General features: G+C 49.0%; 10 protein-coding genes and 1 pseudogene. 3 read left to right on the top strand and 8 right to left on the bottom strand.

The window, feature by feature from the left end; genetic code table 11:
- Nucleotides 1-51: 51 nt before the first annotated feature.
- The 4 genes from GEI7105_RS38140 to GEI7105_RS0102215 all read right to left on the bottom strand — a co-directional run bounded on the left by GEI7105_RS38140 (nucleotide 52) and on the right by GEI7105_RS0102215 (nucleotide 3,266).
- A complete protein-coding gene (locus GEI7105_RS38140; protein ID WP_026097365.1) occupies nucleotides 52-459 on the bottom strand; it encodes a type II restriction enzyme in 408 nt (135 codons plus the stop codon).
- Nucleotides 440-1,357, bottom strand: a complete 918-nt coding sequence (locus tag GEI7105_RS0102225; RefSeq protein ID WP_017658855.1) for a DNA adenine methylase — start codon at nucleotides 1,355-1,357, stop codon at nucleotides 440-442. The genes GEI7105_RS38140 and GEI7105_RS0102225 overlap by 20 nt, the downstream gene beginning before the upstream one ends.
- A gap of 143 nt (nucleotides 1,358-1,500) precedes the next feature.
- Nucleotides 1,501-2,472 (bottom strand): iron chelate uptake ABC transporter family permease subunit, encoded by a 972-nt coding sequence (locus GEI7105_RS0102220; RefSeq protein ID WP_218959053.1) that lies wholly within the window; start codon nucleotides 2,470-2,472, stop codon nucleotides 1,501-1,503.
- A gap of 29 nt (nucleotides 2,473-2,501) precedes the next feature.
- A complete protein-coding gene (locus tag GEI7105_RS0102215; RefSeq protein ID WP_017658853.1) occupies nucleotides 2,502-3,266 on the bottom strand; it encodes a phosphodiesterase in 765 nt (254 codons plus the stop codon).
- Between the two features lie 172 nt (nucleotides 3,267-3,438).
- Here GEI7105_RS0102215 and GEI7105_RS28700 point away from each other — a divergent pair.
- Nucleotides 3,439-4,713 (top strand): annotated as a pseudogene (locus GEI7105_RS28700) (IS701 family transposase).
- 365 nt (nucleotides 4,714-5,078) lie between these two features.
- Here GEI7105_RS28700 and GEI7105_RS0102195 read toward each other — a convergent pair.
- The 3 genes from GEI7105_RS0102195 to GEI7105_RS36545 all read right to left on the bottom strand — a co-directional run bounded on the left by GEI7105_RS0102195 (nucleotide 5,079) and on the right by GEI7105_RS36545 (nucleotide 7,680).
- Nucleotides 5,079-6,326, bottom strand: coding sequence for an ABC transporter substrate-binding protein (locus GEI7105_RS0102195; RefSeq protein ID WP_017658852.1), 1,248 nt, complete (start codon nucleotides 6,324-6,326; stop codon nucleotides 5,079-5,081).
- 278 nt (nucleotides 6,327-6,604) lie between these two features.
- The gene (locus GEI7105_RS0102190) at nucleotides 6,605-7,438 is read right to left on the bottom strand and encodes a sulfotransferase domain-containing protein (RefSeq protein ID WP_083862289.1); all 834 of its coding nucleotides are present in this window, start codon (nucleotides 7,436-7,438) and stop codon (nucleotides 6,605-6,607) included.
- A 44-nt stretch (nucleotides 7,439-7,482) separates the two neighbouring features.
- Nucleotides 7,483-7,680, bottom strand: a complete 198-nt coding sequence (locus GEI7105_RS36545; protein WP_144053640.1) for a hypothetical protein — start codon at nucleotides 7,678-7,680, stop codon at nucleotides 7,483-7,485.
- A 16-nt stretch (nucleotides 7,681-7,696) separates the two neighbouring features.
- Between GEI7105_RS36545 and GEI7105_RS0102180 the strand changes: the two genes are divergently transcribed.
- Both GEI7105_RS0102180 and GEI7105_RS0102175 read left to right on the top strand, forming a co-directional pair.
- A complete protein-coding gene (locus GEI7105_RS0102180; RefSeq protein WP_017658850.1) occupies nucleotides 7,697-9,640 on the top strand; it encodes a glycosyl hydrolase family 28-related protein in 1,944 nt (647 codons plus the stop codon).
- Nucleotides 9,637-11,049, top strand: a complete 1,413-nt coding sequence (locus GEI7105_RS0102175; protein WP_017658849.1) for a hypothetical protein — start codon at nucleotides 9,637-9,639, stop codon at nucleotides 11,047-11,049. The genes GEI7105_RS0102180 and GEI7105_RS0102175 overlap by 4 nt, the downstream gene beginning before the upstream one ends.
- A gap of 236 nt (nucleotides 11,050-11,285) precedes the next feature.
- On the opposite strand, the gene GEI7105_RS39625 is transcribed toward GEI7105_RS0102175, so the two are convergent.
- A partial coding sequence (locus GEI7105_RS39625) for an RNA-guided endonuclease InsQ/TnpB family protein (RefSeq protein ID WP_245555359.1) occupies nucleotides 11,286-11,699 on the bottom strand: 414 nt, incomplete at its 5' end.

The following is an 11,699-nucleotide window of genomic DNA, read 5'->3' as shown; positions in this document are numbered from 1 at the left end:
GGAGGGTATTAATAATCGTCTTAAACTGATAAAGCGTCAAGCTTATGGCTTTTATAAAATTTTGAAAATATGCGAATGCGCTTTCTGTCTTGCTTTACTTAATAAGTTTTTCTTATCACCTTGTTTTGCGAAGACCCCAATTGTTTCAAGATGAGGCGGTAACTCAACATATTGAATTTCCGGTAAAACTCTATCTTCAGGAAAGGAAAAGTAGCTAGAGAAATTGCCAATAACATAACCGCCTCTAGAGACAGGCTGTATAGAGAGATTATTTTTCTGAAAAATTTTTGGAAGCTGAACCTGACGATCGAACTTTGTCATCAGACGTGATTCTCGCTTCTTGTTTATTTTCTCAGACGAGATATAAAAACAACCCTCTTTTTCAATCCTATCCAGAATATTCTCTTCTTGAAATAGCTCTTGCCAAGCATTATCATTTTTAGAAAGCCTTACACTCATATTTGTTATAAATCAGCAATTCTCCAATTTTACCTCTTTTCGATCCAACTGAATTGATCGAACGCGAAGCTCTAACCTCAACGATTTCATATCGAGAATCGCCGTATAACTCACGAATAAATGGAGCATTAGAATTGCTGACCAATACATGACAACCTCGATCTGATAACTCATCGCAGACTGACTTCAATCTCTTCTGCTCGATCTCGCCAAAACCATTAATACTATACCCGGTGAAAGATGAGGTGTCAGAGATGGGATGGTAGGGAGGATCGAAATAAACAAAAGCACCTTTCTTGGCTTTTGAGACTGAGTCTTCAAAATCTCCTCGATCGATCGTCACCGATCTTTGATTGAGAAATGTGCTGACTGCTTTGATAACAGCAGGATCTGCGACAACAGGATTAGCATAGTCTCCATAGGGGACATTAAATTGACCCTGACTGTTAACACGGAACAATCCATTGAAACAGGTTTTGTTTAAATATATTATTCGTGCGGCTCGTTCGACAGACGATAATTTCTCGAACCCAGGCTGTCTGTCTCGACCGCGCAATCTATAGTAATACTCTTTTGAGTTATTGCTTTCGTGTTGCTTGCAAAGGTTTAGTAAATCTTCAGGATTGTCTCTAATCGTCTTGTAGCAATTAATTAACTCGGAGTTCGTGTCATTAATTACAATGCTTTTTTTTGCGGGTTGAAGTGAGAATAAAACTGCACCCGCACCAACAAACGGTTCATAGTATTGAGTATACTTTCGTGGAATATACTTTTTTATAATTGGGATGAGTTGTCTCTTCCCTCCAGCCCATTTTAAGAAGGGTTGAGCTAAGGGATTGTAGCTGTAAGCTTTTCTCTTTTGACGCTCTGACGATCGTGCTACACTTTGTTCTTGCATATCCGGCAACCTTGAAATTTTAACCTCGAATTCTATTTTAGTACAAAAATGACTTGTCACAATCTGTAAACGGAAAAACTCAATTTCGAGGCGTGGTGAGAGACATTGGTGTTGCCGTTGTCTTGGTGGCGGGGAGCGATCGCCTACCGATGACGATGTCGCTGCAAAATGGCATGAGTCACAACGGGCGTTCCCAAAGCGGCAGTGACGGCATTTAAGGGCAACACCACTTGACGACCGGGAAGTTGTGCCACCCAATCGGAATATAATGCCAGGGTTGCCCCCAATACAGTGACAGCTAACAACAAATGGCGCGTATCGGAGGTTTTTAAGAGGGCGCGACTGAGGTGGGGAACCGCGACCCCGAGAAAGGCGATCGGCCCGCAAAATGCTGTCACGCTTCCGGCTAACACCGCCGCACTGGTAATCGTCCAAAATTGCAACCACCGCATTCGCAACCCCAAGGTTCGCGCGGAAGTTTCGCCCAATAACAGTAAATTGAGGGGTTTCGCCAGCAAATACGCCACCAGCAACCCCAGACACACCGTCACGACGAAAGGGGCCATGCGATCCCAGGTGACGCCGCCGAAACTGCCGAACGTCCAGGTAATGTAAGATTGCATCTGTTCGGAGGAGCTGAAGTGCAATAGTATTGTCACGATCGCGTTGGCGGCGTAACCGAACATCAACCCCAACAACAACAGCGTCTCTCGGTTGCGAACCCGTTGCGCGGTGAGGACGACGAGTCCCAACACCACCGCCGCACCGCCACTGGCGGACAGCATCCGTTCCCAACTTCCCGCACTTCCGACCAATACCACGAGCGCGACCCCCAAACTCGCACCGGAACTGATCCCCAGGACAAACGGCCCGGCGAGAGGGTTACCAAACAAGGTTTGCATTTGCAGCCCCGCGACGGACAAAGCCGCCCCCGCAACGATGGCGGTGATGGCTTTCGGAAGGCGAAAGGTCAGTACGATCGCTCGCCAAGTTTCTACTTCGGGATCGCCGCCGAGAAGGATGGTGACGATCTCTTTGAGGGGAATCGACACAGAACCCACTGACAAGTCGAGACTGACGGCGAGGAGAAACAGTCCCAGGAGTACCCACCACACGAGAAAGCGACGTGAAGGATGGTGAGGTTTCACGGCGATTCCCCCGATTTGAGGGGGACGCGAACGACTCGGCTGCGGTGGCTTCCGTCGGGATACAGTTCCAGCCAGCGAAAACCGGGATAGCGATCGCTTTGGCTGGGGTTTTCGGGTAACACTTGGGTACAAGTAGACGGGGTTCCGTAAAAGCGGACGTCGCCCCAGGTGCGATCGATTTCGAGGTGAACGTGACCGAACACAACCAGTTTGACGCAATCGACGCGATCGAGAATTGCTAAAAAGTCAGTGGTATTAATGAGATCGATGGTATCGAGCCAGTCGATACCCGTCTCGACGGGATGGTGGTGTAAGGCGATCGCAGTGGGAACGTTCGAGGTGTTTAAGGTGGTTTCCAACGCCGATAACGTTTCTTCTGAGAGACAACCTTCGCCGAATTTGGGATTTTCCATCGTCGAATCGAGTAGGATAAACCGCCAGTTGTCGAAGGTTAGGGCGTTGGGAGTCGTGAAAAGCGGCGATCGATTCAGGTGCGTTTTCAGGAGATCGATGCGATCGTGGTTACCGGGAATGCAGTAGGTGGGAATTTGCAGCGGCGACACGAGATCGAACAGGCGATCGTAAGCTTTAGCGTCGCCGTTTTCGGCTAAGTCTCCCGTTAGGAGTATTGCATCGGGATTTTCTAGTTTGACGCGCTCTAAAATAGCTTTGAGACTGTGCCAAGGGGCAACGCCTCTCATGAGGGTATCGGGATCTGCAAACAGATGTGTATCGGTAATTTGAGCGATTTTCGTAACCATACTACGGCGAGTTGACCGGCGGTCTCGATCGAGACGATGAAGTTTTTTATTTTATCTCGATTTTTGGCGATCGCATATTTCACCAACCCTTTTAACGGGACTTAAACGGTAAAAAAGGTAAAATAAAAGCAAAACCCTTGACTGACAAGGATTTAAGGTGGAGAGTGTCCCCATGAGAGAGACCACCCCAGCCGCTATGCCACCCTGCTTTGAGAAGTGGTGCAAGCGTTTCGACCCCGACTTCAAAACCCAAGCACAAAAAAAGGGGTTTAGACACTATTTGGGAGGATTACTCGGGGAAAGCCAGCGAAAAAACATAACTCAGATGGCAAACGACTCGGTGGGAGTGGTTTACAACCGCTTACATCATTTTATAACGGAATCCCCTTGGGAGGAGAAGCGTATTAACGAACGTCGTTTAAAGGTGGTGGACTCCTGCCATCAAACCCGAGTGGGTCGGGGATTTGCCTTGCTGCTCGATGATACAGGACATCGAAAAAGCGGCAACTTCACCGCAGGTGTGGGAAGACAGTACATCGGAGAAATCGGCAAGCTCGACAACGGAATCGTGGCGGTAACGACCCATCTCTATGATGGCAAAAAAAATTTGCCTCTGGATGTAGAAATCTATCAGCCAGCCAGTTCCTTACCCTCAGGCAAGAAAGATCCCTCTTTCAAAAAGAAACCCGAAATCGCCTTAGAATTAATTGACCGGAGTTTAAAGAGAGGGTATCGACCGGGAATCGTCCTCATGGATGCCGGCTATGGTAACAACACAAATTTTTAAAGGGACTCGAATCTCGCCGACTGAAGTATCTAGGAGCCGTCGCCAAAAATCGGAAAATCTGGACTGAAATCGAATACGGGAGAAAATTGGCAAAAGATTCGCCTTGATGAATATGCCAAAAGCTTACCAGAAGTAGGACTTTACGTTCAGTTTACTTACTAAATTTAAACCAAGCCCAAAACCCTGTGGGTGGCGACGGGTACGGCAGAGCTGTCACGTCTACAAGGAGAAAGAACCTTTGCTATCGTCATGAATGCAAGTTCTTATGCGGACGCGACAGAAATTGATTATTTTATCACGAATGAAGACTCCGAAAAAGTGACTGCCGAATGGGTCGTGAACACTTACTCAGGGCGAAACTGGGTAGAAGTCTTCTATCGGGAAGCCAAAGGATGGTTGGGTTGGAGGGAATGCCAGGCGAGAGGTTTGAAGAGTTTACAGCGGCATTTAATTTTGGTATTTTGTGCCTACACTTTTATCCTTTGGCATAAGTTGACGGGCGGTTTACGAAGGAAGTGGGCGAACCAACCTTTGGAAACTTTTGTAGATGCTTTAGAGGCTTTTCGGACAGCCATGTCTTTTCGTTTTGTGGCATGGCTGAACGAGAATCGAGACCTGTTTGCCGCTCACAAAGCGCGTTTTGGCTTGGTTTGGGCTTGAAATTTGTTTAAGTACCGTTAAGCTGTTTGGCAAATTGATGAAGTTTGGGAAAGGTGGGCGATGCCCAGGGTGCATCTCAAAAATGTAAATTCATCGAATTGGGCGCACTCAATTTCCAGATCCCCGGCATCTTGGAGATGCCGGGGATCTTATACCGGAAGTGCTAATCGGGAATTTTGCCACCCCAAACTGATGTTTTTGCAAAAGTGAGATGCACCCGATGCCCACTCTACTACCCGAGCTTAAATTCCTCCCGCATAATATCCCTGGCATCTTGGAGATGCCGGGGATCTGGAGAGATTCCAGTAAATTTCACATTTTTAAAAGAAGTTTACTGTATTTGAATCGGCAAAAGTACAGTTTTTTTATGAGTCGCCATCAATTTTTTCGTAATACACTTTTTCCGTATTCGGCAACAGTTCGGGATGAAAAATCGTTACGAGATCGGCTAAAATAATGTTCGGGTTTAACACGCCGCTTTCCCAGTAGTCATTACCGCCGTATTCGTTGACTCGTGCCGTATAATTGTAAATTTGTCCGGTTTGCCACGCCTCAAAATTTCGATATCTCGGATCGTCGGCGATCGCGTCCTCTTTGGTGTCCCAGTTGCGATCGACGTTCAGCCAGAAATCTGCATTCGCCGCTACATCGTAGACGACTTCAAAATCGAGAGGAAGACTCGCCGTCGAATCGGTATCTTTCCACAAATAATCTGCTCCCGCGTCCTCTAAAAATTTAGCGACGTAACTTTCACCGCCGGGAACGAACCACGTTCCTTGATAGTTAAATTCAGTAAACACCGTGGGACGATCTTCGACAGTTTTTGTCAGTTCTGCAATACGGTTATAGTCGCGTGCGATGTCTGAAAAAATTCGTTCTGCATCGGCTTCTCGGTTAAAAAATAACGCCGTAAATTTTAGCCATTCAGCACGTCCGAGGGGGGTATTTTCTAAATATTCAGAATTGACCGCTACGTCAAATCCTGCTTCGAGGAGCTTAGCATAACTTTCCGAGTCCGTGGCTTCGACTCCAAAGGTGACGATCAAATCGGGGTTTAAGGCTAAAATACCTTCAATGTCGATGGTGCGATTGTAGGCGACTTCGATGATGTCTCCACTGTCAATGCGTTGTCGAATGCTGGGGGTACTCACGGTTTTTGCGTCTTGAACTCCCGTCAGGCGATCGACTAAGTTTAAGGCGTCTAAATGAGATAAATAGGTCGTTGAAAGAGCGGCAACCGAACGAACTGGAATTTCGATAATTTCTGCATTTTTAAATGCTTCGGGGACTGGAGTTCCACATTGTACGAGAACGTATTGAAACGGCTCTTTTTCTAAGTTCCAAGGATCGCGAACGGTTACGACTTTATAGTTTTTGTGATAGTCTACTTCAAAACCTTTGGCATATTCGAGAGTCGCTTTATCTGGAAAATAATCGAGATCGGGGTTGTAGTCCGCAACGCAAGTCTTTCGGTCTTCCGATGTGCGATCGCTCGTTGAAGTTTCCGTTGCAGTCGGTGACGGTTCGACAGTTTTCAAACATCCCACTAAGGACATGGAAAGCATCGAACCGAACACGATCCATCCGATCGATTGTTTCGTCGTTTTTGTCACAGTTTGTTGTCTCGTTATTGTGGGAGATCGCACGCTAAATCCTACAAAATTCGCACGGGTGTATCTCAAAAATTTAAATTCGCCGGATACGAACTTCCACACTCAAGCAAGCGGCTGTTGGATTTCGCTGTGGCTCTCCCCAACGGTGCATCTCAAAAATGTAAGTTTATCAGATCGGAGTCTCTGCCGTGAATTGAGCTGTTGTTGAGTTTCGCGATCGCTTCACCCAAGTTACCCCAAAATCATAAGCCTTTATAAAAGTGAAATGCACCTAAAAATCAGACCTCGTACCCGACTTTTTCGAGGGTTTCTCCTGCCTCTTCCATGAACGCTTCTAACACCTCTTTCGGCATTTCATCCTTATAAGATCCGGCTTTTCCGCGACGGTTAAAAAACTTATCTTTCGGCCAGCCAGGATTGTTTAAACCAAACTTTTCTTCCTTTTTACGAAGACTTTGAAACGATGCGGCTGCCGTCACTTGTTCTAAAACGTCGCGACTGGCCTCGAAGTGGATAAACTCACACACTCGTTCGAGTTCGTCAACCGGACGCTCTAACATATCTTCGTAGCGAACGGTGATCGTATCAGCTTGGTGAGGATTTTTTAACCACGCTTCGACCTGATCGTGCCATTTACGATTTTGAAACAGTCCTTCTCCCGTTTTAACCATGTGGAGAAAATCGACAGATTCATTTTTGCTCGATCGCAAAGCTTGTAAAAAGCGATAGTACGAAACCATCACGTCTCGTCCGTCTCGCAACAAATAGATAACTTTTCGATACGTCGGTTGGGGGGGCAAATGAGACTTAAAAAACATCGGCGTACTGTAACGCCGATAATATCGTTTGTAATGAATGTCGGGAACTAAATCTTGAACGATCGCATCGGGAGCTTGAGCGGGATTGACACCGTAAACTAATCCCGTGATGAGATTTTGAAACCAGCTATTCCCCGATTTCGGATAGCCGACGATAAACACATCGTCTTCCGGTAAAAACTCACTGATGGGAACTGTTTCGGTATAAGCACGAATTTTCTGGTCGATCTTTTGACTGACCGCTGCTTTCAGCGGTTTGACCATTGGATCGATCCAAGTGGGTATAGTCACCATGGGCTTGGCTATCCGAGCAATATCATCCCGATTATACGCCACCCTCAAAAAGTGGCAAGAGCTTGCTCGAAGAATTTGCTACCATCGATCGCAGACCGATAAATCGGCGATCGCGGCCTCAGTACGACCCAAAACGATCGCGTTGTCTCGACATCGAAACAATAGAAAAAACGCGAGCGATCGCGGCTTTTAAAACGCATTGAAAAAAGTTGTCCTAGCATTTCGTCGCTGGTCTCAGCCAACGCTTCTTTCCCTCGTATGCTAAACCTCCTCAACTCGTTAACGCGATGGCGAACGCGCCCGATTTGGGTCGGTCTCGCGGCCGCCTGTACTGTTATCGCGATCGCCCTTCACGCCTTCGACGTGCAAATCCTTCCCCCCTCGACCGCCCCTCTGGCCGCTGTCCCGTCCGTCGAGGCCGCCCTCCCAAGCGATCCCGACATCGTCAACGTCACCCAAGCCCCCTACAACGCCAAAGGCGACGGCGTCAGCGACGATACCACCGCAATTCAACAGGCGATTTCCCAAAACCGAGGAAAACTCATCTACTTTCCCAACGGAACCTATATCGTCCGCGATACGATCCACATCAGAGACGAAAACGGCCGACAGAAACGATTTTTCCTACAAGGTCAAAGCCAGCAAAACACGACGATCCGACTGATCGATCGCGCCCCCGGTTTCCAAGAGCGATCGCAACCCAAACCCCTCCTCACCTTTTGGGAAGGACGAGTCGGCGACGCCACCGCCTTTCGTAACACCCTCAGCCACATCACCCTCGACACCGGCCGCAGCAATCCCGGTGCGATCGCCCTACGCTTTCGCGCCAACAACTACGGAAGCGTTCACCACGTTACCCTGCGAACCCCCGACCGACAAGGACGCTACGGTCTCGACCTCAGCCCCCCCCTCAACGGTCCTCTATTAGTCGATAACCTCGCCGTAGACGGCTTCGATATCGGAATTTACTTTACCGGCGCCCTCCACAGCGCCACCCTCTCTCACATCGACCTCCGCCACCAACGAGAATACGGAATTTACAACCGACGCCAAGTCCTCAACGTCGAAGACCTCACCAGTCGCAATCGCGTCCCCGCCCTCTATAACGATAGCGATGGCGAAGGAGGAAACGGTCACGGAATCGTAACGCTCGCGAACGCGACCCTCAACAGCGACGCTGCTTCCGAAGCGGCCGTCGTCAATTCCCGAGACGGCGGTTTGTACCTCCGCAACCTCACCAGTAACGGTTACCGTCGCGCCCTCTCCAGTACCGTGGACGACATCACCGCCACCGCCAACAGTCCCGTGGCCGAATTCGTCTCCCATCCGGTTTTGACCCTGTTTCCCAGTTCCGACACCGCCTTGAACCTCCCCATCGAACCCACGCCGGAAACGGTATGGGACGACCTCGCTGACTGGGTGAAAGCGGACGGAGACGCTGAAGACGATACCGCCGCCTTACAACGGGCGATCGATTCGGGAAAATCCACTGTCTACCTGACTCGCGCCGAATACACCATTAACGATACCGTCGAAATTCGCGGGAACGTCCAGCGCATCGTGGGACTCGGGGCGACGCGCATCATGGCCGGCGAGGGACTCAAAAATACAAACCGCCCCGTCTTTCGCCTGGTTGACGGAACCGCCGATATCGTCAGCATCGAAGGGATGGAAGCCTATTTGCGATCGGCCTATTTCGTCGAACAAGCCTCGCCGCGAACTCTGGTATTGCGACATCTCGGCGCTGGAGGCTACCGCAACCGCGCCCCCGGAAGCCGCCTGTTTCTCGAAGATGTCGTCGGCGATCGCTTTGACTTCGGCAACCAACAGGTTTGGGGCCGTCAACTGGACGTGGAAGCCAAGCGGGAATCGGGGAAAACGAACATCCAAAACGATGGGGCGGACGTTTGGATTTTAGGGTTGAAAACGGAAGGAGACGTAGTGCTTATCGAGACGAAAAACGGCGGCCGCACGGAACTGTTGGGGGGATTTCTCTACGGACACCGGGATATTCCTGAAAATACCCCCGCGTTTCTCGATCGCGATTCCAGTCAATCCCTCGTCTTCGCGGGATATCACAGCGCCTTTCAACCTTACGTGCGCGAAATTCGCAACGGCGAAACTCGCGATCTCGACCTCGATGCTCTCTATCCTATGAAATACGGCAAAATGTCCCCTTTGTTCGTCGGCTCGCAACCATGAGCCAAAAAACACGCCCAAAACTCAAACCCCCCGTCAAACCCAAAGGATACCTCACCACCTCGACGCTGATTTTGGTGGCGTTCTCGACGGCGTTTTTTTCCCGAATTCTCGATAGTGCGGGCGCTCCTTCGACGATTAACTTTCTACATTTCGCCGCCGTTCCCTTCGCCTGCGTCGTCGCGTTACTTCAAACTCGCACTAAAAACCGCTATCAACTCACCATTACCTGGATGTTGTTGGCGGGATTGTGGGCGCTTCTCAGCGTTATGTTCGCCAGTGCGATCGTCAACAATGCCGGAATTATTAACATTATTTTTAGCTTTTTGCTCCTGGGCGAACCGTTTTTAATGTTGTTGGCGTTGGTGTGCGTTCCCCTATGCGAACGCAGCCTTCATAAATTCCGAGTTTGGCTGATTCGCTTCGGTTTCGCCAACCTGATTTTCGCTTACGGACAATGGTTTCTGTTCGTGATTTTGGGACGTCACCCCAAGCCGGGAAACCCCGATTACATCCAAGGGGTGTTTTACCATTCTGGCGCGGGTCACGTGGTCAGTGCCTCGGTGTCGATGACGTTTGGGTTGTACTATCTCGTCAGCGCCAAAAGCGTTCCCCTCTGGATTCGCGTCGTCACCGCCCTGGCCACGTTTCAACATATGCTAATCGCCGACGCCAAACAGGTGTTGTTGGCATTTTTGGGAGGCGGTGCGTTGCTTCTGGTGACGAAGTTGAAAAATGTCGGTGAAGCGATTAAGTACATTGGTATTACGGTTATCTTTTTACTGGTGTTTGCTTGGTGCGTGGAAAACGTTCCCGCCTTCGGTGCGTTCCAAACCTGGGCGCGACCGGAAATTTACGGTCCCGACGGAGAAGCAACGCGCTTGAAAACAGCGGCGATTCGGATTATTCCCACCCATTACGAGTCTTGGTTGAACTGGCTGTTTGGCTTGGGGCCCGGTCATACGGTGAGTCGCCTTGGGGGATGGATGTTAGCGGCTTACTGGCATTTGTTGGGACCGTTGGGGGCGACGCGACATATCGCCAGCGGTCAGGTGTGGGGTGCTGTCGGTGCGAGTTGGTTGGGAAATCAATCGAGTATGTTTTCGCCTCTGTTCGGTTGGGCGGGAATTTGGGGCGATTTGGGTTGGTTGGGACTGATCGCGTATTTGTATTTGGCTTGGGTGGTCTGGAATTACGTCGGGGTTGACGATCTCTCTCGCTTTTTTCTCTCGTCGGTCTTTATTTTTGGGTTGATTTTTTCGCAGATGGAAGAACCCGGATATATGTTGTTTGTGGCGATTATGGTGGCGCTGCGCTGGCAGGAAACGGAGAATAAAAAAGTGAAGCGACAGCGGGACTTGAACGAAGCAAAACGAGCGGCGAGGTTGGCGATCGCGCATTCAGAACGTTGAGTTGTGATTCGTTCGAGGCGATCGCCTTGACGGGATATATAGCAACCCTAAATCAGTCGTGTAACAAAATCGGGACAAAAAGGGAATCGGGAACAGGGAACAGGTAATCGGATTTTTTTTGGTGTTTTAATTTTTGACGACTCATTTGGGACTGCGATATGACCTCGAGTATTGTGAAATAATAATGTTGTTGTGTTTTCTTTGACATACTCCCCGGCGTGAACGCACGGGGATTCTCACAAAGTGATTCTTGATTCATCGACACCACTTACTGTTTCAAGTTGCCTATCGACAGCAGGGGTGGTAGTCTCCTCAAGCGTTCCTGGTTCCCCAGCAGTTTCCCAATGCCCTTGGGTACTGTGATTCCACTCAATACCTAGAACTTTCATCCCTTTCTTCAAGATATTTAATGCCGCATTCGTATCACGACAAATTTCTATCTTGCATTGAGGACATTGATGAGTTCTAGTACTGAGTGATTTCTTCACTCGATGACCACAGTTAAAACAATCTTGAGATGTATAATTCGGTGCAACAGCTATCACTGTTTTATCCCAAACTTTCCCAAAATAATCTAACCATTGAGTGAATTGATACCACGAAGCGTCAGAAATAGACTTTGCCAAATGATGATTCTTGACCAGGTTTTG

It is taken from the genome of Baaleninema simplex PCC 7105, assembly GCF_000332355.1.
Classification (GTDB): Bacteria; Cyanobacteriota; Cyanobacteriia; order Cyanobacteriales; family Geitlerinemataceae; genus Baaleninema; species Baaleninema simplex.
The sequence above is the reverse complement of the archived record's forward strand: the minus strand, read 5'-3'. Positions and strand labels throughout refer to the sequence as shown.